The organism is Segnochrobactrum spirostomi (assembly GCF_009600605.1).
GTDB lineage: Bacteria > Pseudomonadota > Alphaproteobacteria > Rhizobiales > Segnochrobactraceae > Segnochrobactrum > Segnochrobactrum spirostomi.
Window position 1 is genome coordinate 2,242,121 of record NZ_VWNA01000001.1, and the last position, 23,612, is coordinate 2,265,732.

Genomic DNA, 23,612 nt, shown 5'->3' on the forward strand with positions numbered 1-23,612 from the left:
TGCGGGGAGGTGATGTCGTCTCGTCCGGGGCGTTCACCCCACCCCGGCGCTACGCGCCGACCCTCCCCCTCCAGGGGAGGGTGAAGGCCGCTGCGCGCCACTGTCTCCCCGCAAGCGGGGCGAAGGGAGGACGGCCACCCTCAGCGGGTCGGGACGGGCTTCTCGCCGCGATAATCGTAGAAGCCGCGCTGCGTCTTGCGGCCGAGCCAGCCGGCCTCGACATATTTCACGAGCAGCGGGCAGGGGCGGTACTTCGAATCCGCGAGCCCCTCGTAGAGCACCTGCATGATCGACAGGCAGGTATCGAGGCCGATGAAGTCGGCGAGCTGGAGCGGTCCCATCGGATGGTTGGCGCCGAGCCGCATCGCGGTGTCGATGGCGACCACCGTGCCGACGCCCTCGTAGAGCGTGTAGATCGCCTCGTTGATCATCGGCAGCAGGATGCGGTTGACCATGAAGCCGGGGAAATCCTCGGCGACGGCGATGGTCTTGCCGAGCTTGGCGACAAAGGTCTTGGCGGCCTCGAACGTCTCGTCGCCGGTCGCGATGCCGCGCACGAGCTCGACGAGCTCCATCACCGGCACCGGGTTCATGAAGTGGATGCCGATGAAGCGCTCCGGCCGGTCGGTCGAGGCGGCGAGCCGGGTGATCGAGATCGACGAGGTGTTGGTGGCGAGCATCGCCTCCGGCTTCAGCAGCGGCGAGACCTGGGCGAAGATCTTGCGCTTGACCTGCTCGTTCTCGGTCGCGGATTCGATGACGAGATCGGCATCGGCGAGGTTGTCGAGATTTTCCGCCGCGCGGATGTGGCCGAGGGCGGCCTTGCGAGCCTCTTCGGTGATGTGACCCTTCGATTGCTGGCGAGCCAGATTGCCGGTGATGGTGGCGAGGCCCGACTGGATCCGCTCCGTCGATACGTCGTGGATCAGCACGTCGTAGCCTGCGAGGGCGCAGACGTGGACGATGCCGCTACCCATCTGGCCGGCACCGATGATTCCGATCGTCTTGAGGGCCATCGCTCGCTCCCGCGCAGGATGAAGGGTCGAACCGCCGGGCGGATTCGAACGACGCGGAGCCCCTCCGCTTCGCTCGCCGCCGACGGGGCGAGATATGCTCTAAAGGCGGGCGGCGAGACGGTCAACGCGCGAAGCGGCCGCGCCACCCCGTGATGCAAAGCCGTTCGCCCTCCGCGGCCGCCGTGAGGCCGGTCGTCAGCGCGTCGCGCCCGGCACCCACAAGACGTCGCCGGCACCGTCCTCGTTCGCGATGCGCCCGGCGACGAACAGGAAATCCGAGAGACGGTTCACATAATGCAGGGCGGCGCCGTTGACCGGCTCGCGGTCGGCGAGGGCGACGATCTCGCGCTCGGCGCGGCGGCAGATCGTGCGGGCGAGGTGAAGATTGGCAGCGAGCGCCGAGCCGCCCGGCAGCACGAAGGAGCGCAGCGGCGTGAGGCGTGCGTTGAAGCGGTCGATGTCGGCCTCGAGCCGGTCGACCTGGGAGGCGACGATCCGAAGCGCCCCGCGGGGTGAGGTGTCGGCCGGCCCCTCGGGAGTGGCGAGGTCGGCGCCGAGATCGAACAATTCGTTCTGGATGCGGCCGAGCACGGCGTCGAGATCCGCGTGGTCCCGGGTGTGGAGCCGGGCGAGGCCGATCGTCGCGTTGAGTTCGTCCACCGTGCCGTAGGCGGAGACGCGCAGATCCGCCTTGGAGCGGCGCTCGCCGGTGCCGAGGGCCGTCGAGCCGTCGTCGCCGGTGCGGGTGTAGATGCGGTTCAGAACGACCAAGGACGCACTCCGTGATGAAGGAACCCGTTCTACGGCCGGGCGGCCGCGGCGGATCGCCGGCCGGTGCGACGTGTCTAGCGTCCGGCGAGCAGCAGCGCGAGCAGGATGATGACGATCGCGACCGCCTGCAGCAGAATGCGCAGCCGCATCAGGCGCTGCGACAGGTTCGGATGCCCGCCCCGGATCATGTTCCAGAGGCCGAGCACCAGGACGACGGCCACCGCGAAGATCGCGACGGGCACCAGATGATAGAACACGCCGGCCAAGCGGACCTCCCGAATGTCTCTGCGGCGGGCCTTCTCGACGGGCCCGCTTTCGGCATCAGCCGTTGAGGGCGACAATGGCGCCGTTCAGCGCCGTCGCATAGAGCACCCAGAGGAGATAGGGGACGAGGAGGAGGGCGGCGGGCCGGTCGACGCGCCGCGTGGCGGCGATCGTCGCGATCAGGCTGAGATCGAGCGCCACGATGACGACGAGCCCGAGAATGGGGTTGTGGGCGCCGAAGAAGGCGAACGACCAGGCGAAGTTGGCGACGAGCTGGGCGGCCTGGAAGGTGAGGGCCCGGCGCCGGTCGGCGGCCGCGGCCGGCGCACGGATGGTGCGCCACAGCGACACGGCGATCATGATGTAGAGCACCGTCCAGACCGGGCCGAACACCGCGTTCGGCGGGGTGAAGAACGGCTTCTGGAGGGTCGCGTACCAGGTCGGAATCGCCGGAAGCGTCGCCGCGCTCGCCACCGCTCCGATGGCCAGGGTCAGGGCGAGGCAGCCAATGAGGGTCAGGATGTCGCCGAGGCCGCCGGGCTTGAGCGGGCTGGGGTGGACCTTCGGATCGGCGGTTTGGTCGGTCATCGATGCCTCGGCTCCCGCGGGCGGACAGCGCCCTCGTTCATCGAGCACATAAGGCGTCCGGCCGCCGTCGGCCAGATCCTGCGTCGCCGCGGCGGGCAGGCTGCGCGGACGCGGAAATCGGTGATGGAGGATATCGGGGCCGATGACGCCCGGCCGCACGGTGCGGACCGTCGCCCGGCTTAGACGCTCAGGTCGCGGCGGGACGGGCGACGGCGCTCGGCAGCACGTAGCCGAGCACGACGCGGTAGGGCGCGAGCAGGATGAGCGCCGCGGTCAGCTTCACGCTGAGATCGCCCATCGCCCACGACATGAAGCGCGGGATGTCGGGCGAGAAGGCGCCGAGCAGCGGCGCCCATTCGAGCGCGAACGGATCGTTCGGCCCGAGCCCGCTCGCGAACGGCGCGAAGGCGAGCGAGAAGAAGATCGAGGTATCGAGGATCGAGCCGACGATCGAGGCGGTGAGCGGCGCCCACCACCAGGCGAGTCGACGCAGCCGGTTGAACACCGTGACGTCGAGAAGCTGACCGAACAGGAAGGCGGTGCCCGAGGCGACGGCGATGCGCGGGGTCGCGAGCGCCACCGACAGCGCGACAGCGACGAGGAAGCCGATCGCCACCACGATGCGAGCCGTGGTGACGCCGTAGCAGCGGTTCGTCAGATCGGTGACGAGGAAGGCGACCGGATAGGTGAACGCACCCCAGGTCAGGAGATCGGCGAGCGAGACGCGGCCGATCTGCCCCTGCACGGGATATTGCACCAGCACGTTCGAGGCGACCACGACGGCCACCATCGCCAGAGCCGGCACGATGTACCGGCCGAGGCCGGCTTTGTCGGCGCGCGCGTTCGCCATGGTCCGTCCGCCTTCGATCGAGAGATCGGGGCTCTCAACGGGGAGCCCCGCAGGCCGGAAGCCCGGAAGATCAGGCCGAGGCGGCGAGCTTGCGCTCGATCTCGCGCTTTACGAGCAGGGCGCGGTCGCCGAGCTCGCTGTCGCGGGACTTCAGGAGGAAGGCGTCGAGGCCGCCGCGGTGCTCGACCGAGCGCAGGGCGGCCGCGCTGATGCGCAGGCGGACCTTCTGCTCGAGCGAGTCGGAGATCAGCGTCACGTTAACAAGGTTCGGCAGGAAGCGCCGACGGCTCTTGTTGTTCGCATGGCTGATCTTGTTGCCGGTCATGACGCCCTTGCCGGTCAATTCGCAGCGTCGAGCCATCGTTCAACCCTCTTCGTTCTCTGGCGGACGCGCGCACCCTCGAAGGAGCGTCACAGCCCGGAAATTCATCAATTCCGATCGGTTCGTCGTCGCCGACAAACGCCGTTCGGGTCGGCCGGATCGGCCGCGATCACCGTCGGAGTCTGATCGGAGGTCGCGCACGTATAAGAGGGCGCCGTCCGTGCGTCAAGCCGGGAGCGGCGTCTCGCTTGGCCTTCAGCCCTCTCCCGCAGCCTTGGACAAGGCGAGAATGCGGGAGCGGCGCGTGGTGACGTCGATCAGGTAGGCGGCGACCCCGCCGATGGCGATCACCACCGCGAACGGCCACGCGCCGAAGCCGACCAGGTGGCCGACGAGAACGCCGGTCACCGCGGCCGATCCCATCTGGAGCACGCCGAGCAGCGAGGAGGCGGCGCCGGCCCGCTCCGGGAACGGCATGATCGCCCCGGCGGTGCCCTGCGGCATCGCGAGGCCGACGCCGACCATGTAGATCATCATGGTGAGGATCACCTCGAACGGGCTGCCCGGCCCGGCGAGCACCGCGACGACCATGGCGACGCCGCCGATCGCATTGAGCGCGGTGCCGACGCCGAGCGCGCGGATCATGCCGAGCCGCACGGAGAGGCGGGCGCCGAGAAAGGTCCCGCCGACATAAGCGAGGGCGATCGCGCCGAAGGCCGCGCCGAACGCGATCTCGTTGAGGTGATAATAGCCCTGCAGCACGAAGGACGAGCCGGACACGTAGCCGAACAGGCCGGAGAAGCAGACGCAGCAGATCCCGGTGTGGACCAGGAACGCCTTGCTGCGCAGGCACACGCCGTAGGAGCGCAGGATCGAGCGCGGCGAGATGCGCTCGGCGCGGATCGCCAGCGTCTCGGGCAGCTTGAGCACCACGGCGGCGAGGATCATCGCCGCGGCGATGCCCATCAGCCAGAACGACGAGCGCCAGCCGAACAGCCCTTCCATCACGCCGCCTAGCGTCGGGGCGAAGGCCGGCACGATGCCGGCGATCGAGCCCATGCGGGAGAGTTCGCGCACCGCCCGCTGGCCAGAGAAGACGTCGCGGACGACGGAGCGCGACAGCACGACGGGGCCGGCGGCGCCCAGCGCCTGCACGAAGCGGATCGCGATGAGGGCTTCGATCGAGGGGGCGAACACCGCCGCGACGGTCGCGAAAAGAAAGATGACGAGGGCGACCGCGAGCACAGGCTTGCGGCCGAACCGGTCCGAGAACGGACCGTAGATCGGCATGCCGAAGGCGTAACCGGTGAGAAAGACGGAGAGGGTGAGCTGAACCTCGGCGTCGCTCGCCGCATAGGCACGGCCGATCGCCGGCAGCGACGGCAGATAGATGTCGGTCGCGATCGGGCTCATGCCGGCGAGAAAGGCGAGGATCGCCGTGAACGCGAGGGTATCCGGCCTCAGCACGGGAAGGCACTCCGAATGCCGGCGCGAAGTCGGGACGCGGACACGCCGGCGTGCAGGCACCCCCGAAAAGCGGACGGCCGGTCGTCGCCCGACCGGCCGTCAGATCTCATGATCGCGCAAGCGACGTGTGCCCTACGCGACGCGGGCGTTCGCCGAAGATCCGCGGTGCCCGGGCTTCCACCCGGACCGCGCGTCAGGCGGCGCGGGCACGGTTCACTCGGCCGCGGCGGCCGGAGCCTCGCGACGAACGTCCTTCTTCTCGGCGATACGGGCCGCCTTGCCGGTCAGGCCGCGCAGATAATAGAGCTTCGCGCGGCGGACCTTACCGCGGCGGACCACGTCGACCGACTCGATCATCGGCGAGTAGATCGGGAACACGCGCTCCACACCCTCGCCGTAGGAAATCTTACGGACGGTGAAGCTCTCGTTGAGGCCGCCGCCGGACCGGGCGATGCAGACGCCTTCATAGGCCTGCACGCGGGTACGGGTGCCTTCGGTGACGCGGACGTTCACCTTCACGGTGTCGCCGGGCTCGAACGCCGGAAGCTTGCGCTTCGCTTCGATGGCGTCCATCTGCTCGCGGTTGATCTCGTCGATGATGTTCATGGCTCTTCTCTCAGTCACGCCCCGACCACGACCGCACCATTGCAAACCGCGCCAAACCGATCGCTCCGGCCCCGCTTGAGGCCACGCCCCGCAGGCAGATGTCCTGGAAGGGCCACGATCGCACCCGGAACGTCGATGCCGCTGGCGAGGGCTTGCGCCGCCCGCGGTCCTCGATCGGAGGGGTCATCGGGAAAACAGGCGACAGCCATTATACGAAGGCGAACGGCTTGTCGATGCCCGAACGGCGGGCGGCGCGGCTTTTTCATCGAAGCGGCAGCGAGCACGGCGCCGTGGCTGTCGGTCGGGGCGCGGATCCGCGGCGGAGGCGCCGCCACTTTCCGTTTCTCTTGACCGTGCCCGCTCCGATCGGCCCCGAGCGGACGGCCGGTCTTTGGAGCAGGCGGCCGGTCTTGGGCACGGGCCCATTTCTGTTGACGCTCTCGGTTAGGGCGGCTATAGAGCGGCCTTCTCCGGCGGCCCGAGGGCTGGCGGACGGGAATGGCTTTGCCTGAGCGACGCATGATGCGGACCGATTGGTCCTCCATCAGGCGCCCGCGGTGCCGGCCCCGCCCCGCCCGAACCGATTCGCCGGCGCGCGCATGACGCGTGTTCCCCTTTCGACGTACGACCGACCGGAAACAAAATGGCCAATACCCCTTCGGCCAAGAAGATGGCCCGCAAGATCACCGCCCGCACGGCGATCAACAAGTCGCGGCGTAGCCGCGTGCGCACGTTCCTGCGCAAGGTTGAGGAGGCGATCGCCTCCGGCGACAAGGCGGCCGCTGCCGCGGCGCTCGTCGCGGCTCAGCCCGAGATCATGCGTGCGGCCAACAAGGGCGTGCTCCATGAGAACACGGCCTCGCGTAAGGTGTCGCGTCTCGCGGCCCGCGTGAAGGCCATCGGCGCCTGATCGACGCGGTTCGACCGCATCGATAGCCGTCCTTCTCGAAGCCGGCGTCCTCTTCGGGCGCCGGCTTTTTTGCGTCGGGCGCCCGTCGCTCGCCGGCGTTCGCGGGCGAGCCGACACGCCCTTGTGAACGCTTCGCTCCCATCCCTGCGACAACCGATTCTGAAGGGGCGCCTGCGCCATGCGTGGGCGCTCGTCAAGGCCGCGCGGGGCTCTTTCCACGTTGTTCTGTGGGGCAAGGCGGCTAAAGAAACGGCATGCCGAAAGGATCACCAGCGGCCCTCGCCCTGACTCAGAAATGGGTTCATTAACAATATGTTAACGGATGGTGCCTTGGCCGCTCGCAGGCCGGGGCCAGCAAAAACGGAGTCAAGTAGTCTGTGATGAATCTTTTTTGCCGCCTTCGCGTCGCAGGCTTAACCGCAGCTTCCCGTCCGGGAAATCGTTGAGTCTAAACGCCTTGCCGTAGGCGCGCGGAAACCGGCGATCCGGTGTCAGCGTGCTGCGATATCCCAGGTGCGTGAGGGGCTGTTGCAGGGGAGGGGGGGCTGTGTATTTTCACCCCATCGAGGCCGTCGCCTCGGTTCTTCGTGTAAAAGCCAAGCGGTTACAACCAATCGGGATTGGGCGATGTTCGTCGCCTAGACTCGACGGGTACGGTTTTGAGATGATCGGAACGAACATGGATCGCCATTGCCGCAGGCTTACGGTGGAAGATTGTCCCATCATTTGAAGATGTCTGAGGCTTTCTGCAAAATCTTTGGCTCGAAATTAGTATCGGGAGCTGGCGTAAGGTACGCCGGGAGAAATTGATGGTTGCTCAGAGCGGCTCCGGATATGCGGGAGACATCACGGCCCGCGAGGCTTGGGATCTCCTCGCCGGAAATCCTGACGCGGTTCTTGTCGATGTCCGCACCCGCCCGGAGTGGACGTTCGTCGGGGCGCCGTTTCTCCAGGCCGTCGCCAAGGAGCCACTGTTTGTCGAGTGGCAGGTTTATCCGGACATGTCCGTGCGTCCGGATTTCGTCGCGGCCGTCGAGGCGCTGCTCGCGCAGCGTGGTCTCGGCCGCTCGGCGCCTGTCTTGTTGTTGTGTCGCTCGGGTGCGCGTAGCCGTTCTGCGGCCGTCGCGTTGACCGCGTCCGGCTTCACCAGTGCCTTCAACATCGCGGGTGGGTTCGAAGGCCCGCAGGATGGCGAGGGACACCGCGGCACGGTCGACGGCTGGAAGGCCGCGGATCTGCCCTGGGCTCAGGGATAGCTTTCCGAACAGGAGCTCCGCGGGTCGGGGCGAAGGCGAGCGCGCGGTGCGCCGGACCTTCCTGCCATGATCCTGGGAGCCGACGAGATTGATGTGCCGGCGGAGTGGCCGGCGCAAACGGGTTCTGCGCGCTGAAGACGGTGCCGGCCCACCCACGAAACCATATGCCGGACGGCGCCCTCGCGGGCACGGTCGGATCGAGACGACAGGAGACCAGGATGATGACGGCTCAAGGTGTGGCTCAGGCGGCTCAGCACAACGAGGGTTCCTCGATCGACGTGCCGACCGATGGCGACTGGGCTCGAGTCCGCGGCCGTCTGAAGTCCGAATATGGCGAGGACGTCTTTTCGAGCTGGTTCGCCCGCGTCGATCTCGAGGGATTCGAGAACGGTGTGCTGCGGATGTCGGTGCCGACCCGTTTCCTGAAGACCTGGATTCAGTCGCATTACGGGGACCGTTTGGTCGCGCTCTGGCAGGACGAGGTTCCCGCCGTCCGTCGTCTCGACCTCTCGGTCCGCACCGCGGCCCGTCCGCGCGCCGTCTGCGAGGCCGCCGCGCCGGTGCAGGTCGCCGGTCCGCATGTGGCGGTTGCCGGGGCGGTCGTCGCCCAGGCTGCGACCACCCCGCGGGCCGCAGCCTCTCCCGCTCGGGCGACGGCGACCCAGGCGCCGGTGACCCGTCCGTCCGCTCCGCAGACGTCGCGCCCCCGCCACGCCGCGCCGGCCGCCCGGTCCGACGGTGAGGCCGGAGCCTTCGTCGGCTCGCCGCTCGACCCGCGCTTTACGCTTTCGACCTTCGTCGAAGGCCGCGCCAACGCGCTCGCTCTCGCCGCCGCGCGTCAGGTCGCGACGGCGAAGCCCGGCGAGGTCGCCGCGTTCAATCCGCTCTACATCCATGCGCCGGTCGGCTTCGGGAAAACCCACCTCTTGCACGCCATCGCGGCCGAGGCGGGCCGGGTCGGCGGTCGTCGGGTCCTTTATCTCACCGCCGAGCACTTCGTGTTCCGCTTCGTCGCGGCGCTCCAGGCCCAAGCCGCGATCGCCTTCAAAGAGAGCCTGCGCGACATCGACCTCCTCCTCATCGACGACCTGCAGTTCCTGCACGGCGACCGCACGCAGGAAGAGTTCTGCCACATCCTCAACGTGCTGATCGACGGCGCGCGCCAAGTCGTGATCGCCGCCGACCGCCCCGCGGTCGAACTCAGCACCCTCGACCAGCGCGTCCGTTCGCGCCTCGGCGGCGGGCTCACCATTGAGATCGGCGCGGCCGATCCGGAGCTGCGCCGCGCCGTCGTCGCCCAGCGTTTCGCCGCCCAGCGCCAGACCTATCCGAACCTCTCGGTTCCCGAGGCGGTGATCGATTTCGTCGCCCATTCGGTGTGCACCAACGGCCGCGACCTCGACGGCGCCGTGAACCGCCTCGTCGCCCACAACCAGCTGACCGGCGCGCCGATCACGGTGGAGATGGCCGAGACCGCCCTGCGTGACCTCGTCAAGGCCCGCGAGGCGCGCCGCGTTCGCATCGAGGACATCCAGCGCATCGTCTCGCGTCACTACAACGTTTCGAAGGCCGACCTCGTCTCGGCCCGCCGCACCCAGGCGATCGTACGGCCCCGCCAGATCGCCATGTACCTCGCCAAGGTGCTGACGCCGCGCTCGCTGCCGGAGATCGGGCGCCAGTTCGGTGGCCGCGATCACACCACCGTGCTCCATGCGGTGCGCAAGATCGAAGAATTGTCGCGCACCGATGCGCGCACCGCCGACGAGATCGAGACGCTGAAGCGTCTGCTCGACGAGTGAGCGGCCGAGCCGGCTCCTCCATGCACAGCCGGACTTGAACTTTAGGGCCTTTGCGGGCAGTTTTCGGGACCCGGCGCCAGGGCATGCGCCGGGATTCCACCGCGATCCTTCGGGATCGCGACCTTCCCACCTGCCGCCAGGCAGCCACGCGACGAGATCCCGACAGCCATGCGAGCGACCCTCGAGCGAGCGCACCTCCTCAAATCGCTCTCCCACGTCCACCGCGTGGTGGAGCGGCGCAACACCATTCCGATCCTGTCGAACGTGCTGTTGCGCGCGGCCGACGGCGAATTGCGGCTCAAGGCGACCGACCTCGATCTCGAGGTGACGGAGAGCGTGCCCGCGGTCGTCGAATCGGCGGGCGCCACCACGGTGCCGGCCCACATCCTGCACGACATCGTGCGTAAGCTGCCCGACGGCGCCGAGGTCTCGCTCGAGACCGGCGGCGACGGCTCGACGCTCACGGTGCGCTCCGGCCGTTCGCGCTTCTCGCTCCAGATGCTGCCGGAATCGGATTTCCCCGACATCACCACGGGCGGCTTCACCCATTCCTTCGCCCTGCCGGCGGCGGACCTTAAGCGGCTCATCGACCGCACCCAGTTCGCTATTTCGACGGAAGAGACGCGCTATTATCTGAACGGCATCTATCTCCACAGCGTGGAGACACCGGCCGGCACGATGCTGCGGGCGGTCGCAACCGACGGCCACCGTCTGGCCCAGGCCCAGCGGCCGGCCCCTCCGGGCGCGGCCGGCATGCCGGGCGTCATCGTGCCGCGCAAGACGGTCGGCGAGATCCAGCGCCTGATCGACGACCCGAATGCCGCGGTCGGCGTCGAGCTCTCGGACGCCAAGATCCGCCTCACCCTCGGCCCCGTGGTGCTGACCTCGAAGCTGATCGACGGAACCTTCCCGGATTATGCCCGCGTCATTCCCCAGGGGAACGACAAGGAGCTCCGGGTCTATCGCGACGATTTCGCGACCGCCGTCGATCGCGTCTCGACCATATCGAGCGAGCGTGGCCGGGCGGTGAAGCTCACCATCGGCGACGGCCGTCTGGTGCTCGCGGTCAACAACCCGGATTCCGGGTCCGCGACCGAGGAACTCGCCGTCGAATATACGGCGGAGCCGCTCGATATCGGCTTCAACGCGAAATATCTCCTCGACATCGCCTCGCAGATCGAGAGCGGCGAGGCGGTGTTCCGTCTCGCCGATCCCGGCTCCCCGACGCTCATCCAGGACGGCAGCGACGACAGCGCGCTGTTCGTGCTGATGCCGATGCGCGTCTAAGGGCGGCTCGACGCGGCCAAGGACGAACATGACCGAGCCCCCCGCCGATCCGGGCGATCCCGACACGGGCGCCCGCGCGGCGGGGGACGGCGCCGCGCCGGTGCGGCTCCTGGCGCTGCAACTCGCCGACTTCCGCAATTATGCCGCGCTGATGCTGCCGCTTGACGGGCGGCCCGTCGTGCTCACCGGCGACAACGGCGCCGGCAAGACCAACCTCCTCGAAGCCGTCTCGCTGCTCTCGCCGGGGCGCGGCCTGCGCCGCGCCACCTACGAGGCGCTCGCCCGCCGTGGCGGCAGCGGCGGCTGGTCGGTCGCCGCCGCGATCGAGGGACCGGAAGGCCGCGTGCGGATCGGCACCGGGCTCGATCCGGGCGGCGAGGGAGGCCGCTCCCGGCGCATCCGCATCGACGGCGCCGATGCCCGCTCGGCCGAGGCCCTGCTCGACCACATCCGCGTGCTCTGGCTCACGCCGGCGATGGACGGCCTCTTCACCGGCCCGGCCGGCGATCGCCGCCGTTTTCTCGACCGGCTGGTGCTCGCCATCGATGCGGCCCACGCCTCGCGCGTCTCGGCCTATGAGCGGGCGCTCGCCCAGCGCAACCGCCTGCTCGAATCCCATGTCCCCGATCCGGCCTGGCTCGATGCGGTGGAATTGCAGATCGCCGAACTCGGCACCGCCGTCGCCGCCGCCCGCCGCGAGCTCGTCGCCTGTTTGGCCGAACTCGCGCCCGAGCCGGACGACACCTTTCCCGCCGCCGATCTCGCCCTCGAAGGCGAGATCGAGGCGCGCATCGCCGCCGGCGCGCCGGCCTCCGCGGTGGAAGAGGCCTTTCGCGCCGGCCTCGCCGCGGGCCGCGGGCTCGACCGCGCCGCCGGGCGGACGCTGACCGGTCCCCACCGCAGCGACCTCGTGGTCGTTCACCGGGCGAAGGCGATGCCGGCGGCGCTCGCCTCGACCGGCGAACAGAAGGCGCTGCTGATCGGCCTCGTCCTCGCCCATGCCCGGCTGGTCGCCCGGCTGACTCGGCAGGTGCCGGTCCTGCTCCTCGACGAGGTCGCCGCCCACCTCGATTCGCACCGCCGCGCCGGCCTGTTCGCCCGCCTGGAGCGGCTCGGCACCCAGGCCTTCATGACCGGCACCGACACCGCTTTGTTCGAGGCGTTGGGCGACCGAGCCCAGCGCTTCACCGTCGCCGACGGCGGAGTGATGCCGGTGTGACGCCCGGCTTGCCCCCGGCCGGCCACCGAGCGATGCTCGCCCCGCCCGACGAGAGAATTGCCGCGAGGATGCGATGGCTTTCCAGTGCGATCTGCCCGCTGTTCCGACCCTTCAGCTCGACGATGCGGCGGTGCGCATCACCCGCTGGGACTTCGCGCCCGGCGCGGTGACCGGATGGCACGAGCACGGCTGGCCCTATGTCGTCGTGATGCTGACCGACGGCGTGCTGCGGGTGCACGACGGCGAGGCCGTGAAGGACGTGCCGCTCGTCGCGGGCCAGTCCTATCGCCGGCCCGCCGGCATCCGCCACGATGTGATGAACGGCTCGCCCCATCCGATCGCCTTCGTCGAGATCGAGGTGAAGGACGCCGCCGCGCTCGCCGGCGCCTGACGGTTCCAGCCCCGCGCCGGCCGCACGTCAGGTCGGCTGACCATCCCCGTGACAGCCGCGGGCGGTCGTGCGAAAGAAGGCCCCGCGTTCGGCCCAATCGGGCGGTGCCGAGGTTCGACCTGCGATGACCCTCACGAGCTTTCTCACCTTCGTCTTCGTCTATGCGCTCGCCGCCGGTTCGCCCGGTCCCGGCATGACGGCGATCGTCGCCCGCACGCTGGGTGGCGGCTTCCGTGGCGGGGCGTGGTTCGCGCTCGGGGTGATCTTCGGCGATCTCGTCTGGCTCACCGCGGCGGTCGCGGGCCTCAGCGCGATCGCCCACACCTTCTATTGGCTCTTCCTCGCCATCCGCTATCTCGGCATGGCCTATCTGCTCTACATTGCCTGGAAGCTCTGGACGACGCCGGTCAAGGCCGAGCACATCGAGGCCGGTAGGGTCGAGAGCGCCCGCCGTCTCACGATGTCCGGCCTCGCCCTCACCCTCGGCAACCCGAAGACGATGGTGTTCTATCTCGCGATCCTGCCGACCGTCGTCGATCTCGACCATGTCGGGCTTGCGATCTTCGCCGAGATCGCGGTGGCCGTCGTCGTCGTGCTGATGCTGATCTCGGCCGGCTACATCGCCCTGACGCTGAAGGCCCGCGACGCGCTGGCGAGCACCCGGGCGCGGACCATCCTCAACCGGGTCGCCGGCACGGCGCTCGCCGGCGCGGCGGCGGCCATCGCCTGGCGCTGAGCCGGTGGTCCGGGCCGATTGTCGCCAACGCGGCGCTCGCCCAAGATTCGCTTGGGAATGCCGCGCTCGCACCCTATTTATAAGGCTACTTCAGCCATTCGCGACGCGGCGTTGAACCTCCGCCGCGACATCCTTATGACGGTCCTTATGAACCGGACCGACGGACCCAAGCGATTCGCATGACGGACATCCAGCCGAACGGCGCCGAGGAATACGGCGCCCAGTCGATCAAGGTGCTCAAGGGCCTCGACGCCGTGCGCAAGCGGCCGGGCATGTACATCGGCGACACCGACGACGGCTCCGGCCTGCACCACATGGTCTACGAGGTCGTCGACAACGCCATCGACGAGGCGCTCGCCGGCTATGCCGACCGGGTGACGGTCACGCTGAACGCCGATGGCTCCTGCACCGTGACCGACAACGGCCGCGGCATTCCGACCGACATCCACGAAGGCGAAGGCGTCTCGGCGGCCGAGGTCATCATGACCCAGCTCCACGCCGGCGGTAAGTTCGACCAGAATTCCTATAAGGTTTCCGGCGGCCTGCACGGCGTGGGCGTGTCTGTCGTCAACGCCCTGTCGCAGTGGCTGGAGCTCAAGATCCGCCGTCACGGCCAGCTCTATGCGATGCGCTTCGAGCACGGGGACGCCGTCGCTCCGCTCGCGGTCGTCAGCCCGGCGGAAGGCCGCAGCGGCACCGAGGTGACCTTCCTGCCAAGCCTGGAGACCTTCAAGGGCGTCACCGATTTCGATTATGCGACGCTGGAGCGGCGCCTGCGCGAACTCGCCTTCCTCAATTCCGGCGTTCGCATCCTGCTCGAGGACCGGCGCGGGGTGGAGCCGAAGAGCGAGGAAATGCACTACGAGGGCGGCCTCGAGGCCTTCGTGCGCTGGCTCGACCGCACCAAGCACCCGCTCATCACGAGCCCGGTGACGACGCGCGGCGAGCGCGACGGCATCACCGTCGAGGTCGCGATGTGGTGGAACGACAGCTACCACGAGCACACGCTCTGCTTCACCAACAACATCCCGCAGCGCGACGGCGGCACCCATCTCGCCGGATTCCGCGGTGCGCTAACCCGCCAGATCACCGGCTATGCGGATTCGAGTGGCGTCTCCAAGAAGGAGAAGGTCCAGCTCACCGGCGACGATTGCCGCGAAGGCCTGACCTGCGTCCTCTCGGTGAAGGTGCCGGACCCGAAATTCTCGTCCCAGACCAAGGACAAGCTCGTTTCGTCCGAAGTCCGCCCGGTGGTCGAATCGATCGTCAATGACACCCTCGGCGCCTGGCTCGAGGAACATCCCGGCGACGCCAAGACGATCGTCGCCAAGGTCGTCGAGGCGGCCGCCGCCCGCGAGGCGGCGCGCAAGGCCCGCGAACTGACCCGTCGCAAGGGTGCGCTCGACATCGCCTCCCTGCCCGGCAAGCTGGCCGATTGCCAGGAGCGCGACCCGTCGAAGTCCGAGATCTTCATCGTCGAGGGCGATTCGGCCGGCGGCTCGGCCAAGAGCGGGCGCAACCGCGCCAACCAGGCGATCCTGCCCCTGCGCGGCAAGATCCTCAATGTCGAGCGGGCGCGCTTCGACAAGATGCTCTCGTCCGAACAGATCGGCACGCTCATCACCGCGCTCGGCACCGGCATCGGTCAGGAAGAGTTCGACGTCGGTAAGCTGCGCTACCACAAGATCATCATCATGACGGACGCCGACGTCGACGGCGCCCATATCCGCACGCTCCTGCTGACCTTCTTCTATCGGCAGATGCCGCAATTGTTCGAGAAGGGGCACCTCTACATCGCCCAGCCGCCGCTCTACAAAGTGCGCCGCGGCTCCTCCGAGCAATATTTGAAGAACGAGGCGGCGCTCGAAGATTATCTGATCGATACCGGCCTCGAGGATACGCTGCTCACCCTCGCCTCGGGCGAAGTGCGCGGCGGGGCGGACCTCCGTCAGGTCGTCGACGAGGCGCGCAAGGTTCGTGCGCTGCTCGACGGCCTGCATTCGCGCTATCGCCGCGATGTGGTCGAGCAGGCGGCGATCGCCGGCGCGCTCAATCCCGAGATCGTGGCCGATCGCGCGAAGGCGGAGGGCGCCGCCGCCTATATCGCGCGGCGGCTCGACATCCTCGCCGAGGAATACGAGAAGGGCTGGTCGGGCCTCGCCGAGGACGACGGCTCGCTGCGCTTCGAACGCACCGTGCGCGGCGTGAAGGAGGTCGCGGTGATCGACGCGGCTCTGATCGCCTCCGCCGACGCCCGCAAGCTCGACGCCTTCGCGACCCACCTCCAGGACGTCTACGGCAAGGCCGCGACCCTGAAGCGCAAGGACACCGAGACGCCGATCCGCGGGCCCGTCGCCCTCGTGGAAGCGGTGTTCGCCTCGGGCCGCAAGGGCATCAGCCTGCAGCGCTACAAAGGCCTCGGCGAGATGAACGCCGAGCAGCTCTGGGAAACGACGCTCGACCCCAACGTCCGCTCCCTGCTCCAGGTCAAGGTGCGCGAGGCCGACGACGCCGACGACATCTTCGCCAAGCTGATGGGCGACGAAGTCGAACCGCGCCGCGAGTTCATCCAGGACAACGCGTTGACGGTGGCGAATCTGGACGTGTGAGTAGGCGGTAGGACATATCGGAAATGACTCCTCCCGAAAATTGAGCGGCATCTTTTCGGGAGGAGAACCAGGCGTCTTTCATGCGCGAAAGGCGAAGGCTTGCATAATTATCGATATCGTTGTCCGATTTATTCGGCATCTCTCTTTTTTATACACGTATTAATTTTCGATTCTCCAATCAACGTTTTTGAATACCTTGAAGACGGCGCCTTTCCATTCGATTTCAGCGTCTTTTTGATTTCCTATGTGTATAATCTTGATATTGCCGATGCCGGCATTGGCGCCTATGATGTTCGTAATCTTTCCGTCGATATCCGCGTAGACGATTTTCACAAGCTGAAAAACTGTCTCCGCAGATCTTGGTGCCGAAGCCTTAAGGCGACGAAGAATAGACTGGCAGGGCCCTTTTGAACTGAAGCGCTCGCGCAATTTTAGCAAATCAAAATCATTTCTATCTTCGACGACAAGATTTGATATATTTAAAATAATACTATGATCAGCGTTCGCATCAAGAGTTAATCCCTCAATAAGGATTGAAATGAACGGTGGGATCCCGGCGCCTGCCCCAATCGTACGCTCTATTTTCTTCAATGACATGGGATGGGTAACGGTTACGGGTTGAAGGTCGTATTCCTTGATAACCGCGCATGCAGGCTTGATCGAAACCGGCTCTGTTGCGGGCAGTGTCTTTCCTTCTTCGATGTAGTAAAGCGCGCCAATTTGGCGCATGCCGTCGCGATCGAAATCGTCAACTTTCTGGGGGACGACCAAATAGCCTCCCTTTGGAGGTATTTGATAAAGAGATTGGGTGGCCTCGGTCGTAGCATCTCTGCAACCCGCCAAGCATAACGACAGTGCCACGGCTAACGCTGTGAGAGCGGGAATTGACTGCACGCGCATGATTTCTCCCCCATTGAATGGAAACGGACGCGACGACACGCGAAGGTCGGAAGAGGATCGCGCCGCCTTGGCGCCAGCGGCCAGATCGATAACCCTCAGGGATCGTCTTCCGACGCTCCACTAATGCACGCGGAGGTTTTTGCTGCAATCTTAGATGTATAAGCTGGGATGTGCAGGTGCGCATCCGGACAGGCGCGAGCCCTCCGTCATCCTCCCGTCGCCCAATCCGTCTCAGATGGCCGGTGATGCTTTTCGTCGCCGTCCGGCGTTCGGCCTGCTATGGAAACAGGCGGCCGAGCCCGGAGAGGGGCGGGCCTTCATCATCACGCCGGAAGGCGGATCTTCGAGGAAGACAGGAGACGACGATAAAATGACCGATTGGCCGATTTACGCCCGGATCGACGGCCCCATCGTGATGATCGGCTTCGGGTCGATCGGGCGGGGCACGCTGCCGCTGATCGAGCGCCATTTCGAGTTTGACCGGTCGCGCCTGATCGTCGTCACGCCCGAGGCCGACAATCGCGAGCTCGCCGAGAAGCACGGCGTCCGCTTCGTTCAGGCCGAGGTGACGGTCGCGAACTATCGCGAGCTGCTGACGCCCCTCCTCACCGAGGGCGGCGGCCGCGGCTTCTGCGTCAACCTCTCGGTCGACGTCTCGTCGGTCGCGGTGATGGAGCTCTGCCGCGAGCTCGGCACGCTTTATATCGACACCGTCGCCGAGCCCTGGAAGGGCTTCTATTTCGACGATTCCAAAGGCCCGGGCGAGCGCTCGAACTATGCCCTGCGCGAGGCGGTGCTCGCGGCCCGTGCCCGCAAGCCGGGCGGCCCGACCGCGGTGTCCTGCTGCGGCGCCAATCCCGGCATGGTGTCGTGGTTCGTCAAGCAGGCGCTCGTGGACCTCGCCCACGATCTCGGCCGCGAGGTCGCCATCCCGGAGAGCCGCGAAGGCTGGGCCAAGCTCGCCCACGACCTCAGCGTGAAGGGCATCCACATCGCCGAGCGCGACACCCAGCGCGCCCTCACCCCGAAGCCGGACGGCGTGTTCATCAACACCTGGTCGGTCGAAGGCTTCGTCTCGGAAGGCCTCCAGCCGGCCGAGCTCGGCTGGGGCACCTTCGAGCCCTGGATGCCGGAAACCGGCCGCACCCACGAAGGCGGCTGCGGCGCGGCGATCTACCTGATGCAGCCCGGCGCCAACACCCGGGTGCGCACCTGGACGCCCTCGACCGGTGCCCATTACGGCTTCCTGGTCACCCACAACGAGGCGATCTCGATCGCCGATTATTACACGGTGCGCGAGGGCGACGCCGTCGCCTACCGGCCGACCTGCCATTATGCCTATCACCCGGCGGGCGATGCGGTGCTGTCGCTTCACGAGATGTTCGGCGCCGGCGGCGTGATGCAGCCGCGCTGGCACATCCTCGAGGAGGAGGAGATCGTCGACGGTCGCGACGAACTCGGCGTCCTGCTCTATGGCCACGGCCGCAATGCCTATTGGTACGGCTCGCAGCTCTCGATCGAGGAGGCGCGCCTGCTCGCCCCCTATCAGAACGCGACCGGCCTCCAGGTCACCTCGGCCGTCCTCGCCGGCATGGTGTGGGCGATCGAGAACCCGGAAGAGGGCATCGTCGAGGCGGACGAGATGGACTATCGCCGCTGCCTCGAGGTGCAGAAGCCCTATCTCGGGCCGCTTGTCGGCGCCTACACCGACTGGACCCCGCTCGAGGGTCGTCCGGGCCTGTTCCCGGAAGACATCGACCCGAACGAGCCGTGGGCGTTCCGCAACGTGATCGTGCGCTGGTAAGGCCGCGCGCCGGAGCGGCGCCGACCTCTCCTGCAACGGCTTGATCCCTGATTGGGGCGGGCGGCGGCTTCGGCTTCCGCCCGCCTTCGCGTTTGTGCCGCCTCGCACGCGGCGCGCCCGCGTTCGCCCGCCCCCATGCCCGATCTGCGATCGGGAACGGATGGGGCCCGAGGTCGTTTCCTTGGAGGTCGAGGGCTCTGTCCGCGACCACGCCCGGCCCGGCATCGAGCCGCCCCCCGCAGATGCCGGGCCGGATGCGACGCACCGGATCGACCGAGAGGTCGCTCCCTCCCGTCGCGACGAAGGCGCCGCTTCGCGGCGTCTCGACCGACGCGCGACGGTCCAAGGCGGTCCGCGTCCAACATCCGATGGAGATCATGATGGGCAGATCGATCGCAGCGCTCGCGGCGCTGGCGCTGGGCGTCGCCGTGTCGGCCTCGCCGGCTGCCGCGCAACCGCCCTGGTGGACCCAGGGGCCGAACGGGCCGGGATCCTATCAGCCCGGCTCCCAGCCGGGATATCAGCCCGGCTATCAGCCGGGTTACAGGCCTGGCTACCAGCCGGGCCAGCGCAATCCGGCATGGGGACCGCGCCCGCACTACAACAACAATAACGGCAACGGCGCCGCCGTCGCAGCCGGGCGGCGGGGCTCATTGCGGGCGTGGCGATCGGCGCGGTGGTCGCGAATTCGCAGAGGCCCGCTTATGCCCCGCCGCCGGCCTATACCGGGCCCTATACCGGCCCGTACGGCAGCCCTGGCCAGGGCCCCGTCACTTATTATACGGGGGCCGGCGGGCGGGTCGAAACGCGCGCGACGACGCCTGGCGACGTCGCCATGAGCCAGTCCGCCTATCGGCAATCCTGCGCGGCGCGCTATCGCAGCTACGACCCGGCGAGCGGCACTTATCTCGGCTACGACGGCCTGCGCCACCCCTGCTGAGGCGGCCGGACGCGGCGGTGCGGTCAGTCCTTGCGGCCGCGGCGCTCCTGGTACGCCGCCCACAGATCGGGGCGGCGTTCGGCGGTCAGGGCCTCGGCCTCGGCCCGCCGCCAGCGCGCGATGCGACCGTGGTCGCCGGAGACGAGGATCTCGGGGATCGCGCGCTCCTCCCACATCGGCGGCCGGGTGTAGTGGGGATATTCGAGCAGGCCGTCCGAAAAGCTCTCGTCCTCGCCGGAGGCTTCCTTGCCCATCACCCCGGGCAGAAGCCGCACGCAGGCATCGAGGAGCACCATGGCGGCGAGTTCGCCGCCGGAGAGGATGTAGTCGCCGATCGACACCTCCTCGAGGCCGCGTCCCTCGATGACGCGCTGATCCACCCCTTCGAACCGTCCGCACACGATCACCGCGCCGGGACCTTCGGCGAGGGCGCGCACGCGCGCCTGGGTGAGCGGGCGACCGCGCGGGCTCATCAAGAGGCGCGGCCGCGGATCGTCCGGTGGCGCCGCGGCATCGATCGCCGCCGCCAGGATGTCGGCCTTGAGCACCATGCCGACGCCGCCGCCGGCGGGCGTGTCGTCCACGGTGCGGTGGCGGTCGGTCGCGTGATCGCGGATGTTGCGGGCCGCGAACGACCACGCCCCGCGCTCGAGGGCGCGTCCGGCGAGGCTGAGGCCGAGCGGCCCCGGGAACATCTCGGGATAGAGGGTGAGGACGGTCGCGGCGAAGGTCACCGCTCCGGCTCCGCCGCGGCCTCGTCCGGCTCGCCGTCCTCGCCTTTCGCCTCCTTGTCGCCGCCGAGGAGACCCGCCGGCGGATCGACGACGATGCGGCGGCCGGGAAGGTCGATCTCCGGCACAACGGCGCGGGTGAACGGCACGAGCAGCGTCGGCCCGCGCACGGGCGCGATCTCGACGAGGTCGCCGGCGCCGAAATTCGGCACGGCGATCACTGTGCCGAGGGGCGCGCCGTCCGGCAGCACCGCGGCGAGGCCGATCAGGTCGGCATGATAGAAGGTGTCCTCGTCCTCGGGCGGCGGCAGCCGGTCGCGGGCGACGAAGAGGTCGAGATTGGTGAGCGCTTCCGCGGCGGTGCGGTCGGTGACGCCCGCGAGGCGTGCGATCAGCTTCTCGGCGACGAGCTTGAGGCCGAGGATCTCGAAGGTGCGGCCGTCCCTGGTCTCCAGGGGACCGTAATCCTCGAGCGCGAAGGGATCGTCGCCGAACGCAATGAGGCGCACCTCGCCGCGCACCCCGTGCGGGGCGCCGATGCGGGCGATCAGGACGCGGCCGTCGTCGGGCATGGCATTGAATCCGGGCGGCGCGAAAAATCACGGCGCCATTCCCTTCTCCCCCAAGGGGAGAAGGGAACGGCGGCGCGGATGGTCGCTCAAAGGCAGAGGATCTCTCAAAGGAAGGGGGCCGAAGCCCCCCGCCCGATATCACTCCGAGGCGGGAGCCTCGGCAGCGGCCGCAGCGGCGGCGGCGCGGGCTTCGGCACGCTCCTTCGCCTTGGCGCCGGGCTCGCCCTTCGTCGGGTTCGAGCGGGTGGCGCGCTTGGCGAGGCCGGCGGCGTCGAGGAAGCGCAGCACGCGGTCGGTCGGCTGGGCGCCGACGTTCAGCCAATGCTGGACGCGCTCGGTAACGAGCGTCACGCGGGCCGGATCGTCCTTGCCGAGCAGCGGGTTGAAGGTGCCCACCTTCTCGATGAAACGGCCGTCGCGCGGGGCGCGGGCGTCGGCGATCACGATGCGGTAATAGGGGCGCTTCTTGGCGCCGCCGCGGGCGAGGCGGATCTTCAGGGACATGGTCTTCTCCTTCGGGTCGTTCGAATTCGGTCTCGAAATTCGGGCTTGATCGGTCAGGCGGTCTGGCCGCCCACCGCGCGGACGTCCGCGCGGATCTTCTCGTGGTGGCGGATCACTTCCTTGACGATGAAGTTGAGGAAGGTTTCCGCGAAGTCGGGGTCGAGCTGGGCGTTCTCGGCGAGCGTCCGGAGCCGCGCGATCTGCGCCGCTTCCCGCGCCGGATCGGCCGGCGGCAGCGCAGTGCGGGCCTTGAGCTCGCCGACCTTCTGGGTGCACTTGAAGCGCTCGGCCAGAAGGTGAACCAAGGCGGCGTCGATGTTGTCGATCGAGTCCCGGAGCCGCTTCAGCTCCGGATCGACCGTCGCGCCGCCGGCCAGGGTCGTCTCGATACGCTCGTTCATGCTCGCGCGCCCCATCACTTCTTGCGGCCGAGGCCCGGCAGATTGCCGAGGCCGGGAAGCTTGGGCCCGAGCCCGGGCAGGCCGCCGAGGCCACCCGGCAGACCGCCGGCGAGGCCGCCGAGACCCTTCGGCAATTGCGGCATGCCGGCGGGACCGCCGAGACCCTCGGGCAGCTTGCCGCTGCGCGCCATTTCTTCCAGCGCGGCCGGGTCGATGTTCGGCATGCCGCCGCCGCCGGTCAGCGCGCCGAGCAGGCCGCCCTTGCGCTTGCCCATCATCTTCATCATGTCCGCCATCTGGCGGTGCATCTTGAGGAGCTTGTTGACGTCCTCGACGCGGGTGCCGGAGCCGGCGGCGATGCGCTTCTTGCGGCTCGCCTTGAGGATGTCGGGCTTGCGCCGCTCGTCCTTCGTCATCGACTGGATGATGGCGACCTGACGCTTCAGCATGCGGTCGTCGAGACCGGCCGAGGCCATCTGGTTCTTCATCTTGGCGACGCCCGGCATCAATCCCATGATGCCGGAGAGGCCGCCCATGTTCTGCATCTGCTTGAGCTGATCGGCGAGATCGTCGAGATCGAACTCGCCCTTCTGCATCTTCTTGGCGATCTTCGCCGCCTTCTCGGCGTCGACATTCTGCGCCGCCTTCTCGACGAGGCTGACGATGTCGCCCATGCCGAGGATGCGGCCGGCGATGCGCGAGGGGTCGAAGTCCTCGAGCGCATCGGCCTTTTCGCCGGTGCCGATGAGCTTGATCGGCTTGCCGGTGACGGCGCGCATCGACAGCGCCGCGCCGCCGCGGCCGTCGCCGTCGACACGGGTCAGCACGATGCCGGTGACGCCGACGCGCTCGTCGAAGGTGCGCGCCACCGTCACCGCGTCCTGACCGGTCAGGCTGTCGGCGACGAGCAGGATCTCGTGGGGATTGGTGAGCCGACGGATCTCCGCCATCTCGAGCATCAACGGCTCGTCGATGTGGAGGCGGCCGGCGGTGTCGAGCATCACGATGTCGTAGCCGCCGAGGCGGGCCGCGGTCATCGCCCGCTCGGCGATCTGGGTCGGCGACTGGCCGGCCACGATCGGCAGGGTGTCGATGGCGTTCTGCTCGCCGAGGACGCGAAGCTGCTCCTGGGCCGCCGGGCGGCGGGTGTCGAGCGAGGCCATCAGCACCTTGCGCTTGTCGCGCAGGGTGAGGCGGCGGGCGATCTTGGCGGTCGAGGTCGTCTTACCCGAACCCTGGAGGCCGACCATCATGATGGCGAAGGGCGGGGCGGCGTTGAGGTCGATCGGCTGGGCGTCGGAGCCGAGCATCTCCACGAGCTGATCGTGGACGATCTTGACCACCATCTGGCCGGGGGTGACGGACTTCACCACCTCGGCGCCGATGGCGCGCGAGCGCACCTTGTCCGTGAACGAACGCACCACCTCGAGGGCGACGTCGGCCTCGAGCAGAGCGCGGCGCACCTCGCGCAGCGCCGCATCCACGTCGCCCTCGGTCAGGGCGCCGCGGCGCGTCAGCGCATCGAAGATGCCGCTCAGGCGGTCGGACAGACTCTCGAACATGCGTTCCGTTCCTTACGCTTCGTCCGGATGCGACAAGCCAACGCAAAACACGCCCGCGGGCGAATATCGCTGGCGGGCGTTGACCTCCGGACACAAGGTCCGGTCGG

24 protein-coding genes are annotated in these 23,612 nt (G+C 68.1%); 10 read left to right on the forward strand and 14 right to left on the reverse strand.

What is annotated here, in order from left to right; all coding sequences use genetic code 11:
• Positions 1–140: 140 nt before the first annotated feature.
• From F0357_RS10090 to rplS, 8 genes are all read right to left on the reverse strand, one after another.
• A complete protein-coding gene (locus tag F0357_RS10090; RefSeq protein WP_153480633.1) occupies positions 141–1,016 on the reverse strand; it encodes a 3-hydroxybutyryl-CoA dehydrogenase in 876 nt (291 codons plus the stop codon).
• Between the two features lie 195 nt (positions 1,017–1,211).
• Positions 1,212–1,787 carry a cob(I)yrinic acid a,c-diamide adenosyltransferase gene (locus F0357_RS10095; RefSeq protein ID WP_153480640.1) on the reverse strand — a complete coding sequence of 192 codons (576 nt, stop codon included), beginning with the start codon at positions 1,785–1,787 and terminating at the stop codon, positions 1,212–1,214.
• 74 nt (positions 1,788–1,861) lie between these two features.
• Positions 1,862–2,053 (reverse strand): twin transmembrane helix small protein, encoded by a 192-nt coding sequence (locus F0357_RS10100; protein ID WP_153480642.1) that lies wholly within the window; start codon positions 2,051–2,053, stop codon positions 1,862–1,864.
• 55 nt (positions 2,054–2,108) lie between these two features.
• Positions 2,109–2,639 (reverse strand): TspO/MBR family protein, encoded by a 531-nt coding sequence (locus F0357_RS10105; protein WP_153480645.1) that lies wholly within the window; start codon positions 2,637–2,639, stop codon positions 2,109–2,111.
• Between the two features lie 187 nt (positions 2,640–2,826).
• Positions 2,827–3,489 carry a queuosine precursor transporter gene (locus F0357_RS10110; RefSeq protein ID WP_153480648.1) on the reverse strand — a complete coding sequence of 221 codons (663 nt, stop codon included), beginning with the start codon at positions 3,487–3,489 and terminating at the stop codon, positions 2,827–2,829.
• A gap of 70 nt (positions 3,490–3,559) precedes the next feature.
• The gene (gene rpmB / locus F0357_RS10115; RefSeq protein WP_153480652.1) at positions 3,560–3,850 is read right to left on the reverse strand and encodes a 50S ribosomal protein L28; all 291 of its coding nucleotides are present in this window, start codon (positions 3,848–3,850) and stop codon (positions 3,560–3,562) included.
• Positions 3,851–4,066: 216 nt separating this feature from the next.
• Positions 4,067–5,278 (reverse strand): multidrug effflux MFS transporter, encoded by a 1,212-nt coding sequence (locus F0357_RS10120; RefSeq protein ID WP_312861533.1) that lies wholly within the window; start codon positions 5,276–5,278, stop codon positions 4,067–4,069.
• A gap of 213 nt (positions 5,279–5,491) precedes the next feature.
• Complete coding sequence (gene rplS, locus F0357_RS10125) at positions 5,492–5,884, reverse strand: 50S ribosomal protein L19 (protein WP_153480655.1); 393 nt, start codon at positions 5,882–5,884, stop codon at positions 5,492–5,494.
• A 643-nt stretch (positions 5,885–6,527) separates the two neighbouring features.
• Here rplS and rpsT point away from each other — a divergent pair.
• From rpsT to gyrB, 8 genes are all read left to right on the forward strand, one after another.
• Positions 6,528–6,794, forward strand: coding sequence for a 30S ribosomal protein S20 (gene rpsT, locus F0357_RS10130; protein ID WP_153480659.1), 267 nt, complete (start codon positions 6,528–6,530; stop codon positions 6,792–6,794).
• 809 nt (positions 6,795–7,603) lie between these two features.
• The gene (locus F0357_RS10135; protein ID WP_153480662.1) at positions 7,604–8,050 is read left to right on the forward strand and encodes a rhodanese-like domain-containing protein; all 447 of its coding nucleotides are present in this window, start codon (positions 7,604–7,606) and stop codon (positions 8,048–8,050) included.
• Positions 8,051–8,268: 218 nt separating this feature from the next.
• The gene (gene dnaA / locus F0357_RS10140; RefSeq protein WP_246161420.1) at positions 8,269–9,849 is read left to right on the forward strand and encodes a chromosomal replication initiator protein DnaA; all 1,581 of its coding nucleotides are present in this window, start codon (positions 8,269–8,271) and stop codon (positions 9,847–9,849) included.
• A gap of 168 nt (positions 9,850–10,017) precedes the next feature.
• Positions 10,018–11,136 carry a DNA polymerase III subunit beta gene (dnaN, locus tag F0357_RS10145; RefSeq protein WP_153480665.1) on the forward strand — a complete coding sequence of 373 codons (1,119 nt, stop codon included), beginning with the start codon at positions 10,018–10,020 and terminating at the stop codon, positions 11,134–11,136.
• A 28-nt stretch (positions 11,137–11,164) separates the two neighbouring features.
• Positions 11,165–12,355, forward strand: a complete 1,191-nt coding sequence (recF, locus tag F0357_RS10150) for a DNA replication/repair protein RecF (protein ID WP_153480673.1) — start codon at positions 11,165–11,167, stop codon at positions 12,353–12,355.
• A gap of 73 nt (positions 12,356–12,428) precedes the next feature.
• Positions 12,429–12,746 carry a cupin domain-containing protein gene (locus F0357_RS10155; protein ID WP_153480677.1) on the forward strand — a complete coding sequence of 106 codons (318 nt, stop codon included), beginning with the start codon at positions 12,429–12,431 and terminating at the stop codon, positions 12,744–12,746.
• A gap of 124 nt (positions 12,747–12,870) precedes the next feature.
• On the forward strand, positions 12,871–13,482 hold the full coding sequence (locus F0357_RS10160) for a LysE family translocator (RefSeq protein WP_153480680.1): 612 nt from the start codon (positions 12,871–12,873) through the stop codon (positions 13,480–13,482).
• Positions 13,483–13,661: 179 nt separating this feature from the next.
• Entirely contained in the window at positions 13,662–16,091 is a 2,430-nt protein-coding gene (gene gyrB / locus F0357_RS10165; RefSeq protein WP_153480685.1) for a DNA topoisomerase (ATP-hydrolyzing) subunit B, read from the forward strand.
• A 159-nt stretch (positions 16,092–16,250) separates the two neighbouring features.
• Here gyrB and F0357_RS10170 read toward each other — a convergent pair whose 3' ends face one another.
• Positions 16,251–16,991, reverse strand: a complete 741-nt coding sequence (locus F0357_RS10170; protein WP_153480690.1) for a hypothetical protein — start codon at positions 16,989–16,991, stop codon at positions 16,251–16,253.
• Between the two features lie 370 nt (positions 16,992–17,361).
• Between F0357_RS10170 and F0357_RS10175 the strand changes: the two genes are divergently transcribed.
• Positions 17,362–18,795, forward strand: a complete 1,434-nt coding sequence (locus F0357_RS10175; RefSeq protein WP_153480693.1) for a homospermidine synthase — start codon at positions 17,362–17,364, stop codon at positions 18,793–18,795.
• Positions 18,796–19,456: 661 nt separating this feature from the next.
• Entirely contained in the window at positions 19,457–19,735 is a 279-nt protein-coding gene (locus tag F0357_RS25480) for a BA14K family protein (protein WP_376767797.1), read from the forward strand.
• A gap of 23 nt (positions 19,736–19,758) precedes the next feature.
• On the opposite strand, the gene trmD is transcribed toward F0357_RS25480, so the two are convergent.
• From trmD to ffh, 5 genes are all read right to left on the reverse strand, one after another.
• A complete protein-coding gene (gene trmD / locus F0357_RS10185) occupies positions 19,759–20,469 on the reverse strand; it encodes a tRNA (guanosine(37)-N1)-methyltransferase TrmD (protein WP_312861534.1) in 711 nt (236 codons plus the stop codon).
• Positions 20,466–21,038 (reverse strand): ribosome maturation factor RimM, encoded by a 573-nt coding sequence (rimM, locus tag F0357_RS10190; protein WP_153480696.1) that lies wholly within the window; start codon positions 21,036–21,038, stop codon positions 20,466–20,468. Before rimM ends, trmD begins: the two co-directional genes overlap by 4 nt.
• A gap of 138 nt (positions 21,039–21,176) precedes the next feature.
• Positions 21,177–21,542, reverse strand: coding sequence for a 30S ribosomal protein S16 (rpsP, locus tag F0357_RS10195; RefSeq protein ID WP_153480698.1), 366 nt, complete (start codon positions 21,540–21,542; stop codon positions 21,177–21,179).
• A gap of 53 nt (positions 21,543–21,595) precedes the next feature.
• Positions 21,596–21,943 (reverse strand): chorismate mutase, encoded by a 348-nt coding sequence (locus F0357_RS10200; protein ID WP_153480701.1) that lies wholly within the window; start codon positions 21,941–21,943, stop codon positions 21,596–21,598.
• Between the two features lie 14 nt (positions 21,944–21,957).
• Positions 21,958–23,505, reverse strand: a complete 1,548-nt coding sequence (gene ffh / locus F0357_RS10205; RefSeq protein WP_153480703.1) for a signal recognition particle protein — start codon at positions 23,503–23,505, stop codon at positions 21,958–21,960.
• Positions 23,506–23,612 lie beyond the last annotated feature (107 nt).